The sequence below is a fragment of the Collinsella aerofaciens genome (genome assembly GCF_018785245.1).
In the GTDB taxonomy this organism is placed as follows: Bacteria; Actinomycetota; Coriobacteriia; order Coriobacteriales; family Coriobacteriaceae; genus Collinsella; species Collinsella aerofaciens_AD.
Genome location: NZ_WQPL01000019.1, coordinates 104,470 through 118,729 on the forward strand (window position 1 = coordinate 104,470; position 14,260 = coordinate 118,729).

A 14,260-nucleotide genomic window follows, 5' to 3' on the forward strand; every position below is an offset into this window, starting at 1 on the left:
GCTGTGCCGGCAAAGCAAGTTATACAGAAGAGGAGAGCATGAAGCGCCTATACCTACTCCGCCACGGCCAGACGGAATTCAACGTCAAAAAGCTCGTCCAGGGTCGCTGTGATTCACCGCTCACCGATCTGGGCCGTCAGCAGGCACGGGCAGCGGCCGCATGGCTCAAAGCCCACAGCGTCGTCCCCGACAAAGTGGTCTCATCACCCTTAGGCCGAGCCATGGACACGGCAAGTCTTGTCGCAACCGAACTCCTTGGCCCGGACGCAGCAGTCGAGTCCTGCGAAGGCATCATCGAGCGCTGCTACGGCTCCTTCGAAGAAGGCCCGCACGACGCCCTTCCCACCGACGTCTGGGATCCGGGCGAGGATCTGGTCCCCTTCGGAGGAGAAGGAAGCCGCGCGCTGCAAGAGCGCATGGTAGACACCCTCACCAATCTCATGGGCGCCGAGGGCATAGAAACCCTCCTAGCAGTAAGCCACGGCAGCGCCAGCCGCCAATTCATCAAGGCTGCAGTCCCAGAGGGCTTCGAGCTCCCAGCAAAACTCCCCAACTGCGCCATCATGATCTTCGATTTCGAAGAGGCAAAGCCACAAGCAGAAGGCGAGCCAATGCAATGCAAGTTCACCCTCCAGCAAATAGTGGACCCCCAACAAAGTCATTAGCCTGAGCGAGCAAGGTTTAGCAGACATCAACGTGGCGTTCCCAGTGTGCGGCGGAGGGGGCGGCCCTGAGACATATTAAGGTTGTCGCGAGTTCCGCACGAACAGGAGAGCACTTAATGTGCTCTCCGTCGTGAGCAGGACTGTAGAGCAGCAACCTTAATATGTCTCAGGGCCGCCCCCTCCGCCGCACACTGGGAACGTGCCACGCGCTTTACCTGCGTAAACAATGTGAGTGAAATATGAATCTCGATGGATACGCCCGCAGCCGTGTATACTAAACAGCTGTGTGAAACCAGGGGAGTATTCTGGCTGGACAAAATGCCTGCTTAATAGGGTTGTCAGGTAGTCCGGGCGAAATACAAGGCTGGGGAGCACGTCGTGTAAGTAGTGGTCCTCTAGGGGCGTACGCTCGGTGGTGTACGCATTGTCCCAAGACCACGCGAGAGTTGGGATCATATCTTGATCAGCATGATTCTCGGCCGCAAGATTGGCATGACCCAGGTTTGGGACGAGGACGACAACGTCGTTCCCGTCACGGTCATCCAGGCTGGCCCCTGCGCTGTCTCGCAGGTTAAAACTCAGGCAACCGACGGCTATGACGCCGTCCAGATCGGTTTCGGCGACATCAAGGCCAAGAACGTGAACAAGCCCATGGCTGGTCACTTCGCCAAGGCTGGCGTCGAGCCTGTCCGCTTCCTTCGTGAGGTCCGCGTCGAGAACGGCGAGGAGCACAAGGTCGGCGAGGTCGTCACCGTCGCTGATTTCGCTGATGTCGAGAAGGTCGACGTCATCGGTACCTCCAAGGGTAAGGGCTTCCAGGGTCGCATCAAGCGCTGGGGTCAGCGCCGCGGTCCTATGACGCATGGTTCTCACTTCCAGCGTCACCCCGGTTCTATCGGTCAGTGCGCCTATCCTGCGCGCGTCCTCAAGGGCGTCAAGATGGCCGGTCACATGGGTAACGAGCGCGTTACCGTCAAGAACCTTTCCGTTGTCCGCATCGATGCCGAGCAGAACCTCATCTTGGTCAAGGGCGCTGTCCCGGGTGCCAAGAATGGTCTCGTCGCCATCCGTATGGCCTAAGGGCCCAGCCCATTTAGCCCAGCGTCATACCAAGGAGAACACTTAAATGGCAAAGTTTGAAGTAAAGAACAGCGAGGGCAAGAAGGTCGCCGAGGCCGAGCTCGCCGCTGAGGTGTACGGCATCGAGCCGAACATCCACGTTATGCACCACATCGTCAAGTGCCAGATGGCCTCTTGGCGTCAGGGCACCCAGTCCGCTAAGGGCCGCTCTGAGGTTTCCGGTGGCGGCAAGAAGCCTTGGCGTCAGAAGGGCACCGGCCGTGCCCGCCAGGGTTCCATCCGTGCTGCCCAGTGGCGTCACGGTGGCGTTGTCTTCGCCCCCAAGCCCCGTTCCTACGCTAAGCGTATGAACAACAAGGAGGTCAAGCTGGCTATGCGCTCCGCGCTGTCCGCCAAGCTGGCCGATGGCGAGCTCGTGCTCGTCGACGACTACGGCTTCGAGAAGCCTTCCACCAAGGCTGCCGTCGCCATGCTCAAGGCTCTCGGCCTTGAGGGCAAGCGCCTGACCATCATCGTTCGCGATGAGGACGTCAACGCCTACCTGTCGTTCCGCAACATTCCCAAGACGTTCATCATCACTGCCGACGAGGCCAACACCTACGATCTCGTCAACAACAACGCCGTGCTGATGCCCGCCGACATCGCCGCTCACTTCGGGGAGGTGCTTGCATAAATGACCGCCCACGAGATCATCATCCGTCCGATCGTGTCCGAGCGTTCCTTCTCCGGCATGGAGCAGAACAAGTACACGTTCGAGGTCGCCAAGGATGCTAACAAGTATCAGATCAAGGACGCTGTCGAGGAGATCTTCGGCGTCAAGGTCGTTCGCGTGAACACCCTGACGGTCAAGCCCAAGACCAAGCGCGTGCGCTATGTCGCCGGCAAGACCCGTTCTTGGAAGAAGGCCATCGTCACGCTGGCCGAGGGCGACACCATCGAGGTCTTTGGCAACCAGGCCTAAGACTCGCTGCTGTTGAGTGAGCTCATGCCTCCCAAATAGGGGAGGCGAGAGCTCAAGGTTTTGGGCGTATAAAATGGACACGCCCGGAACCGTGTATACGTCCGGTGTCATCGCACCCGAGGCAGAACCTCGAATCCCTGTCTGCGATGGCTAACGGATTCCTATTGAAAGGGATTGTAATGGCTGTAAAGCACCTTAAGCCGACCTCCGCTGGTAGGCGTTGGCAGACGATCTCCGATTTCTCCGAGATCACCTGCACCAAGCCCGAGAAGTCTCTTCTCGAGCCCCTGCCTAAGAAGGCCGGTCGTAACAACAACGGCCGCATCACCACCCGCCACCAGGGCGGCGGCGTGAAGCGTCGTTACCGTGTGATCGACTTCAAGCGCAACAAGGACGGCGTGCCCGCCAAGGTTGCCACGATCGAGTACGATCCGAACCGTTCTGCTCGCATTGCTCTGCTGCACTACGCTGACGGTGAGAAGCGCTACATCCTGGCCCCCAAGGGCCTCGAGGTCGGTCAGACCATCATGTCCGGTTCTGACGCCGACATCAAGCCGGGCAACGCTCTGCCCCTCGCCGACATCCCCGTCGGTACGCTCATCCACGCCGTCGAGTTCCAGCCGGGCAAGGGCGCTGCTATCGCCCGTTCCGCCGGTAACTCCTGCCAGCTGATGGGTAAGGAGGGCAAGTACGCTATCGTCCGTATGCCTTCCTCCGAGATGCGCCGCATCCTCGTTACCTGCCGCGCCACCGTCGGTGAGGTCGGCAACGCCGATCACTCCAACATCGTCATCGGCAAGGCCGGCCGTAAGCGTCACATGAACGTGCGCCCGACCGTCCGCGGTACCGTCATGAACCCTGTCGACCACCCGCACGGCGGTGGCGAGGGCAAGAACCACACCTCTGGTCGTCCCTCTGTTACCCCCTGGGGTAAGCCGACGAAGGGCCTTCGTACGCGCAAGAAGAAGAAGGTCTCGAACCAGCACATCATTCGTCGCCGTAAGAAGTAATTTCGGATACCGAGTTTTAGGAGAAAGCACTTATGAGCAGAAGTCTCAAAAAGGGCCCGTTCGTGGAGACTCGCCTTCTCTCGCGTATCACCGCGATGAACGAGGCTGGCAAGAAGGACGTCGTGAAGACCTGGTCCCGCGCGTCCACCATCTTCCCCGAGATGGTTGGTCACACCATCGCCGTCCACGACGGCCGCAAGCATGTGCCCGTGTATGTTACCGAGTCCATGGTTGGTCACAAGCTCGGCGAGTTCGCGCCGACTCGTACGTTCCGTGGCCACAAGGCCAAATAGGGGGTTAACCGTAAATGGCAACTAAGTCTATTGAAACTGAGGCCACCGAGGTTCGCGCCGTCGCTAAGTACGTGCGTGTTTCCCCCAGCAAGGCCCGCCTGGTGGTCGATCTGATCCGCCGCAAGCCTGTCGCTCAGGCCTTCGACATCCTCCACTTCTGCGACCGCGCCGTCGCCGTGGATGTCGAGAAGGTTCTCCGTTCCGCCGTTGCGAACGCCGAGAACAACAACGGTCTGCGTGCCGACAACCTGGTTGTCGCCGCTGCCTATGTTGACGAGGGTCCGACGCTTAAGCGCATCCGTCCCCGCGCCAAGGGTTCCGCTTCTCGCATTCTGAAGCGTACTTCCCACATCACCGTCGTCGTTGCTCCTCGAAAGGAGGCGTAAAGCTGTATGGGTCAGAAAGTCTACCCCACCGGCTTCCGTCTTGGCATCACCGAGAACTGGCGCTCCCGCTGGTTCGCAGAGAAGGATTACGCTAAGACCCTCGGTAACGATCTCGAGATCCGCAAGTACCTCGAGAAGCGTCTTTCCCGCGCAGCTGTCTCCCGCGTCGAGATCGAGCGCGCTGGCGACAAGGTGAAGGTCATCATCCTCACCGCTCGCCCTGGCGTTGTCATCGGTAAGAAGGGTGCCGAGATCGATACCCTCCGCACCGAGCTCGAGAAGGTTGCTGGCGTCTCCAAGGGCCAGCTCTCCGTCGACGTTGTCGAGATCAAGCGCCCCGAGCTCGACGCCAACCTCGTTGCTCAGTCCATTGCTGAGCAGCTCGAGGGCCGCGTTGCCTTCCGTCGCGCTATGCGCAAGGCTGTCCAGTCCGCCCGCAAGGCTGGCGCTAAGGGCATCCGTATCCAGTGCTCCGGTCGTCTCGGCGGTGCCGAGATGGGCCGTCGTGAGTGGTACCGCGAGGGTCGCGTGCCTCTGCACACCCTCCGTGCCAAGATCGACTACGGCACGGCTGTCGCCAGCACCACCATGGGCGCTTGCGGCGTGAAGGTCTGGATCTACCTGGGCGAGAAGCTCCCGGGCCAGCCTGTTCCCAACCCTGCACTCGAGGGCTCTTCCCGTCCTCGTCGTCGTAACTCCGAGAGGAGGGGTCAGTAGTGCTTGCCCCTAAGCGTATTCTTCACCGCAAGGTGCAGCGTGGCTCCATGAAGGGCCAGGCCAAGGGTAATACCGAGCTGCATTTCGGCGAGTTTGGTATCCAGGCTCTCGAGGCCCATTGGATCACCAACCGTCAGATCGAGGCCGCTCGTATTGCCATGACCCGCTACATGAAGCGTGGCGGTCGTGTCTACATCACGATCTTCCCCGATAAGCCCATCACCAAGAAGCCTGCCGAGACTCGCATGGGTTCTGGTAAGGGTAACCCCGAGGAGTGGGTGGCCGTCGTCAAGCCCGGCCGCATCATGTTCGAGGTCAAGGGTGTTCCCGAGGAGGTCGCTCGCGAGGCTCTGCGTCTTGCGCAGCACAAGCTCCCCATCAAGACCAAGATTGTTGCTGCCAAGAACGCTGAGCAGCGCATCGAGAAGGAGATGGCTGAGGAGGCCGCTCTCGAGGCCAAGTGGGCTGCTGAGGACGCCGCCGCCGCCAAGGAGGAGAACTAATGAAGCCCGCAGAGATTCGTGAGCTCTCGGACGCTCAGCTCGTTGAGAAGCTGAAGGAAATGCGCGCCGAGCTCTTTAACCTTCGTTTCCAGATGGCCACCAGCCAGCTGGACAACACCGCTCGCGTCAACACCGTGAAGAAGGACATCGCTCGCGTCCTCACGGAGCAGCGCGCCCGCGAGATCGCAGCGGAGAAGTCCGCTGTCGCCGAGTAGGACCTAAGGAGAGAACATGACTGATTCGCGTAACTCGCGTAAGGTCCGTACGGGTGTCGTTACCTCTGTCTCCGGTGCCAAGACCATTGTTGTCACCATCACCGAGCGCAAGCGTCACCCCAAGTACGGCAAGATGATGACCAGCTCCAAGAAGCTGCACGCTCACGACGAGGAGTGCACGGCTGGCGTGGGCGATACCGTCCGCGTTATGGAGACCCGTCCTATGTCCAAGATGAAGCGTTGGCGCCTCATCGAGGTCGTCGAGCGCGCTAAATAAGCAGTCGCTCTTACGACTTGTACGTTTCCGAAGATGTGCGTATGCCTGGCTTGCATACCACAGGCCGTATAAAGGCTGCGCACCTCTCTTCGGTTCTTAGTTCGGAGGAACATCTACCATGATTCAGATGCAAACCATGCTGAACGTCGCCGACAACTCCGGCGCTCGCAAGATTCGCTGCATCAAGGTGCTTGGCGGTTCCAAGCGTCGTTATGCAGGCATCGGCGATGTGTTCATCGGTGCTGTCCAGGAGGCTACCCCTGGCGCCAACGTCAAGAAGAAGGACGTTGTCCGTTGCGTCGTCGTTCGCACCGTTAAGGAGATCCGCCGCAAGGATGGCTCCTACATTCGCTTTGATGAGAACGCTTGCGTTGTCATCAACAACGATGGTTCGCCCGTCGGCACCCGTATCTTCGGGCCCGTCGCTCGCGAGCTTCGTGACAAGAAGTACATGAAGATCGTCTCGCTCGCTCCCGAGACCCTGTAGTTAGGGGAGATATATGTATATCAAGAAGGGCGATAAGGTCCAGGTTCTCTCTGGCAAGGATCGCGGCAAGCAGGGCGTTATCCTGCGTGCTCTCCCCGCCGAGAACAAGGTCGTTGTCGAGGGCGTTTCGGTCGTCAAGAAGGCCGTCAAGCCCAACGCTGCCAACCAGCAGGGCGGCATCGTTTCGCAGGAGGCTCCCATCGATGCCTCCAACGTCAATCTCGTTTGCCCCGAGTGCGGTAAGGTTACCCGCGTCGGTCACGAGAAGGACGGTAAGAACAAGCTGCGCGTCTGCAAGAAGTGCGGCCACAAGTTCTAAGCTGCCCGCAACATCAAGTTGCTAGCAAAGGCCCGGATGCCCCACGGCACCCGGGCCTTTTTCTATCCCCACTCATTGGGGATACTCATTGGGGACAGACTTACATGAGTGATTGTGCTCATTGGGGACAGACTTAAATGAGTAGTCCCGGCAGTTGGGGACAGTCCCCATGTGTCGGCACCTAGGGACAGTCCTTTGATGTCTGGTGCCCCCGGAGGGGTGAAGTAATACAGCTGGCTCTGTCTTTAGGGCTTTGGTGCTCCGCTCCTATATGTTTCACAAGGATTGTCGCATGCGCATTTACGCGCAGAGTCTTGCGCGATGATGCGCATGGCCGCGCAAACATCTGTCAACCATGGCCAAATAATGACCGAAAAGCAAATATACACGCAAATACAAGCAAATGCGCGCTCATTTGTGCGAATATAAGGCTGTTGGAAATGAAGAACTTCCGATGACTCAGGAGGCACATAATGGCAGATTCCAAGCAGGCTCCACTCGATTCCGCGGCAGCCGCAAAGGCAGCGTTCGCTTCGGTTCAGGACAAGCCATTCCCCGATGATATCTTTACGGCTCCCGAGCTCCGCTGGGCCGTGATCGGTTGTGGCGTTATCGCCAACCAGATGGCCCAGTCTCTCGCTCTTGCCGGCCGCAAGCTTGCGGGCGTCGCCAACCGCACGCTGTCTAAGGCTCAGGCTTTTGCCGAGCAGTATGGCATCGAGAAGGTCTATGACACGGTCGAGGACCTCTATGCCGATCCGGATATCGACGCCGTCTATATCACCACCCCGCATAACACGCATATCACTTACCTGCGCGCCGCTCTGGCAGCTGGCAAGCACGTGCTCTGCGAAAAGGCCATTACCCTAAATTCTGCCGAGCTCGACGAGGCCTGTGCCATTGCCGACGAGCATAACGTGGTCCTCATGGACGCCACCACGGTGCTTCACATGCCCTTGTATCAGGAGCTGCGTCGTCGCATGGATGCTGGCGAGTTCGGCCGCATGAACCTCGCTCAGCTCAACTTTGGCAGCTACAAGGAGTACGGCGATTTGACCAATCGTTTCTACAATCGCAACCTTGCTGGCGGTGCCATGCTCGATATTGGCGTGTATGCCCTGTCCGTCATGCGCCTCTTTATGGCAAGCCAGCCCGCCGAGGTCGTTTCGCTGGGCAACACCTGTGAGACCGGCGTGGACGTTGCGGGCGGCATCGTCTGCCGTAATGCCGAGCAGCAGCTGGGTGTTGTGAGCCTTACGCTCCACTCCAAGCAGCCCAAGCGCTCGGTCATCAGCTTTGACAAGTGCTATATCGAGGTCAACGAGTATCCGCGTGCCGATCACGCGACCATCGTGTGGACTGCGGACGGTCACCGCGAGGAGGTCCACGCCGGCACCGAGGCTTACGCCCTTTGCTATGAGATGGCCGATCTTGAGCAGGCCGTTGCCGGCGACGACTCCAAGCGCGAGCTGCTGGATTATGCTTCTGATGTTATGGAGCTTATGACCAAGCTCCGCGCCGACTGGGGAGTCGTGTACCCCGAGGAGGAGTAAGCGATGCTTGCGGAAGATAGGCTCAACGCGATTGTGTCGATGGTGCAGCGAGCCGGCTCGGTTACCGTGCTGGAGCTTGCTGAGGCCCTGGGCGTGACGGCATCTACCATTCGGCGCGACCTGCAGACGCTCGACCGAGCGCACCGTATCGCCAAGGTCCACGGTGGGGCGACGAGTCTTGAGCGCGCGCACGTGACGCGCGACCTAACGCTTAATGAGCGCAGCGACCTCCATAACGATGACAAGGAGCGTATATGCGCCCGTGCGGCGGCGCTCGTGGAGCCCGAGAGCTTTGTGTACATCGATTCGGGTTCGACAACGCTCAGACTCATCGAGCATCTTCCGCATCTCGAATCGGTCACCTATGTGACTGATTCCGTGCTCCATGCTCAGCATCTCGCTGTGCGCGGCATGCGCACCGTGGTGCTGGGCGGCGAGCTTAAACCCGAGACCGAGGCGCTCGTTGGCCCCGATGCTCTGGCAACCCTAGACCGCTACAACTTTAACTGCGGCTTTTGGGGTTCTAACGGCATTGCCGCCGAGCAGGGCTTTACGACGCCCGATATCGAGGAAGCGCAGGTCAAGCGTATCTCGATGCGCCATACAGCCAAACGCTTCGTAATCTCGGACGCCAGTAAGTTTGGCATGGTGGCTCCCGTAAAATTCGCGGACTTCCGTGACGCAACGGTTATCACCGCGGGCGAGGTGCCCGCCAAGTACCAGACGATGAAAAACGTCATCACGGTTTAGCAACGGGGCGAAGTAAGGCCAAAACCACCGCGAAGGGGCAGGAACCTTTGTGGTGGTTTTGACGTTTGTCCAGATAAAACCTGCCAAAATAAACCTGTCCCTTTTCGGCAGGTTTTAGGGCTCCCAGGGGCAGGGGGCTTCGATGTGGATGTGCTCGCCGGTTACGGGATGCGTGAAGGACACGCTGTGGGCGTGGAGCATCAGGCCGCAGGGACGCGGCGTTCCGTACAGGTCGTCGCCTACCAGGGGATGACGCTCGCTCGCCAGATGCACACGGATTTGGTGCTTGCGGCCGGTGAGCAGCTCGACATCGATATACGAGCGCGTGGGCAGGCCACGACGGCTCTTAAGACGCTTGAGCACCTTCACGCGCGTCTGAGACGGCTTGCCGCTGGCGCCGACGCGCATCTTGCGGCTGTCGTGACGGTCGCGGGCGATGGGCTTGTCGATGAGCTTTTCGTTCCAGTCGATCTTGCCCTCGGCGAGCGCCAGGTAGTGCTTTTCGAAAGCGTGGTCGATGACCATCTGGTCAAAGGTGGGCTGCGTCTGCTTGTCGAGCGAGAACAGCACCACGCCGGTGGTGTCGCGGTCTAGGCGGTTGAGCGGCTGCATATCGGTCGCGGCAAAGCCGTCGCCCATCGCCAGCAGCAGGTCGCTGGCGTAGTCGGTGAGTGTGCGCTCGCCGGTGCCGTCGCCGTGGACGATCATGCCGGCGGGCTTGTCGATGGCCATGAGCCAGGCGTCGCAGTAGAGGACTTGAGGTTCTTCGTTCACGTGTAAGCCTTTCGGTTAGCTGATTCCCACAAACATGCAGCCCGAGGTCGCCCCGCGTAGGCGGGCGGCGGGCTTGCGGCCGGCCTGCGCGGCTTCGACGGCACGACGGACGCGGGCGACGGCACGGCCCACCTCATCTGCCTCGAGCAGCGTTCCGTCCACCATGAGACGACGCACGCCGGCATCGAGCAGCTGAGGAACCTGCGGCGTGAGGTCGATGGGGTAGGCATCGTACAGGCGAGAGCGGCCGTGGATGTCGGTGCGGACGGGCATGACCTTTCCGTCGATATTCTTGAGCGAGAGCTTGCGGGCACGCAGACGGCAGTTGACACAATCGTGGATGCAGCCGTTGGCAACCTGCAGAATGCAATGCTCGCTTGTCATGACGCGCGGGCGGCCAAAGACGGTGATGCCCAAAGCCGCGGGCGCGGCGGCACCGAGCGAGACAATCTCGTCGAGCGTGATTTCGGGCGAGAGCCAAAACGCACCGGCTCCGCGCTCGGCAAGCGCCTCCATGCAGGGCGTGTTGTGCACCGGCAGGCAAGAGCGAATTTCGGCCGTGGCGCCGGCCCGCGCGGCTACGGCGAGCTCGGAGATATTACCGACGGCGACGGTAGCTCCGGCATTGATCCAGGGATCGACGCGCTCGTGGTCGACGGCGCGGCAGACCTCGTCGAGTACGGGTACGATGCCCTGCTCAAATGCATCGGCGGGGGAGAGCTCGGCCGCATCGAGTGCGTCGGTGGTCATGTAGATGCGCGTTACACCCTCGGCGCGAGCGGCCTCGGCGGCCTCGAGCGAGGTGACGGTGGCGCAGATCTGCGGCTCGTCGCGGTAGTGCTCGGGCATGGGCCGCGTACATTTGTCGAGCACCGGCAGCTCGAGCGTGCGGGCACGCTCGTCATACGGTGCCAGAATGGCCTCCTCCAGCGCCTTGCAGGCGGCGGCGCGCACCTTGTGCACAGCGGAGAAGCCCATGCCGCAGCCCTTATCGAGCGCCACATCAAAGCTCGCTGCCTCGAAGGGCGAGGAGCCCATGCGGCCCACATGCTCAACCAGGTCTGCCGCCTCGACGGCACGGGTCTTGGCGGCCTCGACGGTGAAGCCTGTGCCCGTGGCCGTAAGCGATGGGTCATCGCAGCAAGTAAGCGTGACGGCAAACGGTTCACCCAAACGTGCCACGACGGTTACATCCACGGCGCGACGGCGCAGCACATCGCGCTTGAGCGCGGCGCCGGCGGCGTCAATGGCACGCTGACTGCGAATCACGCGGACGCGGCAGCCCTCAGGCATGCTGCGGGGAACGCGACATTCGATGATGTCGCCCGCGGCGGCATCATCGGCGGCGATGGTGGTCAGGAATTGGTCGAACTCATCGTCGTGGCGAAGCTCCAGCAGGTCGCCCTTGCCCACGGGCTCAAACAGCTCAATGCGGGCGATGGCGGCGCGGCGACGGCGGTCGTCGGGCTTAAGGCCGCGCACATCGCGGTTGGCCGGGCGGCTGCCCAGCACCGTGCCCACGATCTGGCCGCGGTTGTTGGAACGCTCATAGCTCATCATCTCATCGCCCGAGGTGCCGTCCTGATAGGCGTGCGTAAAGTCGCGGTTAAAGCAGCGCTTGAGCTGTCGCTGGCGGGCCGCATCCTCATCCTTAGAGGTCGAAACATCGGCCAGCATGTCATCAATCTGATGACGATACACGTCGACGATGGAATACACGTAATCGGGGGCCTTCATGCGGCCCTCGAGCTTGAGCGATGCGGCGCCGGCGTCATACAGACGGCGAACAAGCTGCGAAGTGTTGGTGTCGCGCGGGCACAGCGCGCGCTCGCGACCGGCAGGGGAGAGCGAGCGGCCGTTCTCGTCAATTAGCTCGTAGGGTAGGCGGCAGGGCTGGGCGCACATGCCGCGGTTGGCCGAGCGGCCAGCCATGGCAAAGCTCGACAGCAGGCACAGACCCGAGTAGCAAAAGCAGATGGCACCGTGGCTAAAGACCTCAAGGTCCACATCGGGCGCGGCGTTGTGAATGGCGGCGATCTCGTCGATGGAGAGCTCGCGCGAGAGAGTCACGCGGTCGGCGCCCTGCTCACGGCACCAAAGGGTTCCGCGGTCGTCGTGGATGTTCGCCTGGGTCGAGATATGTGTCTCGATGCCGGGCATGGTGCGCTTGGCCTCAAAGAACAGACCCCAGTCCTGGATAATGAAGGCATCGGCGCCCAGCGTGGAGCAGCGATGAATGAGCTGCAGTGCATCGCCCATCTCGGACTGCTTGATGACGATGTTGACCGTGACGTAGACGCGCGACCCGGCTAGATGCGCGGCGCGGCAGGCTTGCTCAAAGGCCTCGTCGGTAAAGTTGGTTGCCTTGCGGCGGGCGTTGAAGCTGCCCATGCCGCAGTAGATGGCGTCTGCCCCGGCGGCGAGCGCGGCGGCAAAGGGCTCCGGGCCTCCGGCGGGGGCCAAAAGCTCGGGCCTGCGGTTAGTGGTTCGGCTGGCGGTTGCGGTCATATCCTGCCTTTCAAAATGCTCAGATATTCAAAAGTATAGTGGCGTCGCTGCGGTGGGCGACGCCCGCAGCCTAAGCAGGACAAAGTCTTCAGCAGCTTGGACTGGCTGCTCCACATGAGAACCGTTCAGCGGTTCGGGGAAACCGTTGGGCGATAAAATATTCTCGCAAGCTGATAATATTCTTGCATCAAACAGAAACCTTGAGTACTATCCCAATCAAGCGCGGTGTTCAGACCGAACTGTGCCTCCCGGTGTGAACACCGCGCTCACGCTCTCTCAATTGATCGTAAGGAGAAAAACATGAGCAAGACCGTCGTGTCTTCCGATAACGCACCCGCAGCCATCGGCCCGTATTCCCCCGGTATCCAGGCCGGCAACATGGTGTTCCTGTCCGGCCAGCTGGGCATCGATCTCGCGACCGGCAAGATGCCCGAGGGCGTCGAGGCCCAGGCCAAGCAGTCCCTCGCCAACGTCGAGGCCCTGCTGACCGCTGCCGGCGCTACCTTTGCCGATGTCGTCAAGACCACGGTCTACCTGGCCGACATCGCCGACTTCGCCGCCGTGAACGAGATCTACGCCTCCAAGTTTGAGGCCCCGTTCCCCGCGCGCAGCGCCTTCCAGGTTGCCGCCCTTCCGGCTGGCGGTCTGGTCGAGATCGAGGTCGTTGCCGCTCTCTAAGGCGTTGGCCACAACTAAACATGACATGCAAAAAGACCCTGCAGCGCGTGCGAGCTGCAGGGTCTTTTATCAAGTGACGGATCGCTTGTGGAGCCGCACTCCATTTTGCTCGTTAGCCTTCCTTGCGGACTTTTTGCAGGTAGCGGTAGACGCTGGGCTCAGAGATGCCCAGCGCGGCGGCGGCGCAGGCCACGGCGCCCTTGAGCATGAACACCCCGTTACCGTTGAGGTGGCGAATGACGTCCACGCGGTCGCTCTGACCAAGCGACGCTACATCCAGCCCGCGCGCGCTCAGCAACTCGGCAATGCTGCGGTCGATGAGCTCCTGTGTAGACTCCGAAAGGCTTTCGACCTCGATAGGGGCGGGCTCCGTGCGCGTCGGCGCCGCGTCGAAGCACGCCATGAGCTGCTGCGCCATGGCGTTGATGGAGCGCACGGTCGAGAGGTCGGTGTTGACGCAGAGCATACCGACGATCTCATCATTCTCGCGGATAAAGTACGTCGCTGACTCCAACGTCTTGCCGCCGGCACCGCGCCCCTCGTAGCCCGTAATAAACGGCAGGTCGCGATACTTGGCGTCGTGCATGATCTTGAGTGCCAGATCGGTGGCGGGACCGCCGACCTTGCGGCCGCTCACGATGCCGTTGCGAATATCGACGATGGCGTGGTCGGGATCCGAGAAATCGTGCAGCACGATTTCGCTGTTTTTGCCGAGTATCTGCTCCAGAAAATCGACCATCGGCAAAAAGCGACGTACGGTCTCGTTCACGGGCAACTCCTTTGGGTGAAATCGGAAATGTTCATAACAATTTTTTCTCATGGTAACACGCTGCCCATCATCTCGTATATCCGCAGGTACATTGCGTAATGCAGACGAACGGTAGGAATTTAGCGGTAAACGGTTGACCAAAAGAAATGTTAGATGTTATTTTGACCAGACACTTTCCTGACCTGCGGAAATGCGTAATTTCAGCTGAAGAATAGTCTGATAACAAAAAATTATTATTGAGAATGAGAATCATCTTTAATACGATATGCAATGAAGGCACAACCTCAACCCCGCACTGCGTCACAATAGAGCGTC

General features: G+C 60.4%; 18 protein-coding genes and 1 pseudogene. 16 read left to right on the forward strand and 3 right to left on the reverse strand.

The features are described 5' to 3' along the window. Positions 1 to 38 precede the first annotated feature (38 nt). The 15 genes and pseudogenes from GPK39_RS04510 to GPK39_RS04580 all read left to right on the forward strand — a co-directional run bounded on the left by GPK39_RS04510 (position 39) and on the right by GPK39_RS04580 (position 9,216). Positions 39 to 665, forward strand: a complete 627-nt coding sequence (locus GPK39_RS04510) for a histidine phosphatase family protein (protein ID WP_215674044.1) — start codon at positions 39 to 41, stop codon at positions 663 to 665. A gap of 459 nt (positions 666 to 1,124) precedes the next feature. Next, positions 1,125 to 1,745, forward strand: coding sequence for a 50S ribosomal protein L3 (gene rplC / locus GPK39_RS04515; protein ID WP_035137484.1), 621 nt, complete (start codon positions 1,125 to 1,127; stop codon positions 1,743 to 1,745). A gap of 46 nt (positions 1,746 to 1,791) precedes the next feature. Then, positions 1,792 to 2,418 (forward strand): 50S ribosomal protein L4, encoded by a 627-nt coding sequence (rplD, locus tag GPK39_RS04520; RefSeq protein ID WP_006235032.1) that lies wholly within the window; start codon positions 1,792 to 1,794, stop codon positions 2,416 to 2,418. Beyond that, positions 2,419 to 2,706 carry a 50S ribosomal protein L23 gene (gene rplW, locus GPK39_RS04525; protein ID WP_006235033.1) on the forward strand — a complete coding sequence of 96 codons (288 nt, stop codon included), beginning with the start codon at positions 2,419 to 2,421 and terminating at the stop codon, positions 2,704 to 2,706. It begins immediately after the preceding gene. A 179-nt stretch (positions 2,707 to 2,885) separates the two neighbouring features. Continuing rightward, positions 2,886 to 3,716 (forward strand): 50S ribosomal protein L2, encoded by an 831-nt coding sequence (gene rplB / locus GPK39_RS04530; protein WP_022094198.1) that lies wholly within the window; start codon positions 2,886 to 2,888, stop codon positions 3,714 to 3,716. A 32-nt stretch (positions 3,717 to 3,748) separates the two neighbouring features. Further along, positions 3,749 to 4,009, forward strand: coding sequence for a 30S ribosomal protein S19 (gene rpsS / locus GPK39_RS04535; RefSeq protein ID WP_006235035.1), 261 nt, complete (start codon positions 3,749 to 3,751; stop codon positions 4,007 to 4,009). 14 nt (positions 4,010 to 4,023) lie between these two features. After that, positions 4,024 to 4,395: a 50S ribosomal protein L22 gene (gene rplV / locus GPK39_RS04540; protein ID WP_006235036.1), complete on the forward strand. Its 372-nt coding sequence runs from the start codon at positions 4,024 to 4,026 to the stop codon at positions 4,393 to 4,395. A gap of 6 nt (positions 4,396 to 4,401) precedes the next feature. Next, positions 4,402 to 5,112 carry a 30S ribosomal protein S3 gene (rpsC, locus tag GPK39_RS04545; protein ID WP_006235037.1) on the forward strand — a complete coding sequence of 237 codons (711 nt, stop codon included), beginning with the start codon at positions 4,402 to 4,404 and terminating at the stop codon, positions 5,110 to 5,112. Continuing rightward, positions 5,112 to 5,528, forward strand: a pseudogene (rplP, locus tag GPK39_RS04550) (50S ribosomal protein L16); the annotation flags it as partial. The gene rpsC and the pseudogene rplP, both read left to right, overlap by 1 nt. 86 nt (positions 5,529 to 5,614) lie before the next feature. Then, complete coding sequence (rpmC, locus tag GPK39_RS04555; RefSeq protein WP_006235039.1) at positions 5,615 to 5,830, forward strand: 50S ribosomal protein L29; 216 nt, start codon at positions 5,615 to 5,617, stop codon at positions 5,828 to 5,830. A gap of 16 nt (positions 5,831 to 5,846) precedes the next feature. After that, the gene (rpsQ, locus tag GPK39_RS04560; protein WP_006235040.1) at positions 5,847 to 6,107 is read left to right on the forward strand and encodes a 30S ribosomal protein S17; all 261 of its coding nucleotides are present in this window, start codon (positions 5,847 to 5,849) and stop codon (positions 6,105 to 6,107) included. A 118-nt stretch (positions 6,108 to 6,225) separates the two neighbouring features. Next, positions 6,226 to 6,594, forward strand: coding sequence for a 50S ribosomal protein L14 (gene rplN, locus GPK39_RS04565; protein WP_006235041.1), 369 nt, complete (start codon positions 6,226 to 6,228; stop codon positions 6,592 to 6,594). 13 nt (positions 6,595 to 6,607) lie between these two features. Then, on the forward strand, positions 6,608 to 6,913 hold the full coding sequence (gene rplX, locus GPK39_RS04570) for a 50S ribosomal protein L24 (RefSeq protein ID WP_099432059.1): 306 nt from the start codon (positions 6,608 to 6,610) through the stop codon (positions 6,911 to 6,913). 473 nt (positions 6,914 to 7,386) lie between these two features. Then, positions 7,387 to 8,466, forward strand: coding sequence for a Gfo/Idh/MocA family protein (locus GPK39_RS04575; RefSeq protein ID WP_215674046.1), 1,080 nt, complete (start codon positions 7,387 to 7,389; stop codon positions 8,464 to 8,466). Between the two features lie 3 nt (positions 8,467 to 8,469). After that, on the forward strand, positions 8,470 to 9,216 hold the full coding sequence (locus tag GPK39_RS04580; RefSeq protein ID WP_215674049.1) for a DeoR/GlpR family DNA-binding transcription regulator: 747 nt from the start codon (positions 8,470 to 8,472) through the stop codon (positions 9,214 to 9,216). 114 nt (positions 9,217 to 9,330) lie between these two features. Here the strand turns inward: GPK39_RS04580 and GPK39_RS04585 are convergent, their stop codons facing one another. Together GPK39_RS04585 and GPK39_RS04590 are read right to left on the reverse strand one after the other, a co-directional pair. After that, positions 9,331 to 9,990 carry an RluA family pseudouridine synthase gene (locus GPK39_RS04585; protein WP_271739719.1) on the reverse strand — a complete coding sequence of 220 codons (660 nt, stop codon included), beginning with the start codon at positions 9,988 to 9,990 and terminating at the stop codon, positions 9,331 to 9,333. Positions 9,991 to 10,005: 15 nt separating this feature from the next. Then, positions 10,006 to 12,498, reverse strand: a complete 2,493-nt coding sequence (locus GPK39_RS04590; protein WP_196025286.1) for a U32 family peptidase — start codon at positions 12,496 to 12,498, stop codon at positions 10,006 to 10,008. 300 nt (positions 12,499 to 12,798) lie between these two features. Between GPK39_RS04590 and GPK39_RS04595 the strand changes: the two genes are divergently transcribed. After that, the gene (locus tag GPK39_RS04595) at positions 12,799 to 13,176 is read left to right on the forward strand and encodes a Rid family detoxifying hydrolase (protein WP_196025285.1); all 378 of its coding nucleotides are present in this window, start codon (positions 12,799 to 12,801) and stop codon (positions 13,174 to 13,176) included. Positions 13,177 to 13,288: 112 nt separating this feature from the next. On the opposite strand, the gene GPK39_RS04600 is transcribed toward GPK39_RS04595, so the two are convergent. Then, positions 13,289 to 13,945: a helix-turn-helix transcriptional regulator gene (locus GPK39_RS04600; protein ID WP_233506175.1), complete on the reverse strand. Its 657-nt coding sequence runs from the start codon at positions 13,943 to 13,945 to the stop codon at positions 13,289 to 13,291. Positions 13,946 to 14,260: the final 315 nt, after the last annotated feature.

What these genes read in the sequence shown, in the direction of transcription:
- GPK39_RS04510 (WP_215674044.1), top strand. Translation starts at nt 39, where the DNA reads ATGAAGCGCCTATACCTACTCCGCCACGGCCAGACGGAATTCAACGTC.
- rplD (WP_006235032.1), top strand. Translation starts at nt 1,792, where the DNA reads ATGGCAAAGTTTGAAGTAAAGAACAGCGAGGGCAAGAAGGTCGCCGAG.
- rplW (WP_006235033.1), top strand. Translation starts at nt 2,419, where the DNA reads ATGACCGCCCACGAGATCATCATCCGTCCGATCGTGTCCGAGCGTTCC.
- rplB (WP_022094198.1), top strand. Translation starts at nt 2,886, where the DNA reads ATGGCTGTAAAGCACCTTAAGCCGACCTCCGCTGGTAGGCGTTGGCAG.
- rpsS (WP_006235035.1), top strand. Translation starts at nt 3,749, where the DNA reads ATGAGCAGAAGTCTCAAAAAGGGCCCGTTCGTGGAGACTCGCCTTCTC.
- rplV (WP_006235036.1), top strand. Translation starts at nt 4,024, where the DNA reads ATGGCAACTAAGTCTATTGAAACTGAGGCCACCGAGGTTCGCGCCGTC.
- rpsC (WP_006235037.1), top strand. Translation starts at nt 4,402, where the DNA reads ATGGGTCAGAAAGTCTACCCCACCGGCTTCCGTCTTGGCATCACCGAG.
- rpmC (WP_006235039.1), top strand. Translation starts at nt 5,615, where the DNA reads ATGAAGCCCGCAGAGATTCGTGAGCTCTCGGACGCTCAGCTCGTTGAG.
- rpsQ (WP_006235040.1), top strand. Translation starts at nt 5,847, where the DNA reads ATGACTGATTCGCGTAACTCGCGTAAGGTCCGTACGGGTGTCGTTACC.
- rplN (WP_006235041.1), top strand. Translation starts at nt 6,226, where the DNA reads ATGATTCAGATGCAAACCATGCTGAACGTCGCCGACAACTCCGGCGCT.
- rplX (WP_099432059.1), top strand. Translation starts at nt 6,608, where the DNA reads ATGTATATCAAGAAGGGCGATAAGGTCCAGGTTCTCTCTGGCAAGGAT.
- GPK39_RS04575 (WP_215674046.1), top strand. Translation starts at nt 7,387, where the DNA reads ATGGCAGATTCCAAGCAGGCTCCACTCGATTCCGCGGCAGCCGCAAAG.
- GPK39_RS04580 (WP_215674049.1), top strand. Translation starts at nt 8,470, where the DNA reads ATGCTTGCGGAAGATAGGCTCAACGCGATTGTGTCGATGGTGCAGCGA.
- GPK39_RS04590 (WP_196025286.1), bottom strand. Translation starts at nt 12,498, where the DNA reads ATGACCGCAACCGCCAGCCGAACCACTAACCGCAGGCCCGAGCTTTTG.
- GPK39_RS04595 (WP_196025285.1), top strand. Translation starts at nt 12,799, where the DNA reads ATGAGCAAGACCGTCGTGTCTTCCGATAACGCACCCGCAGCCATCGGC.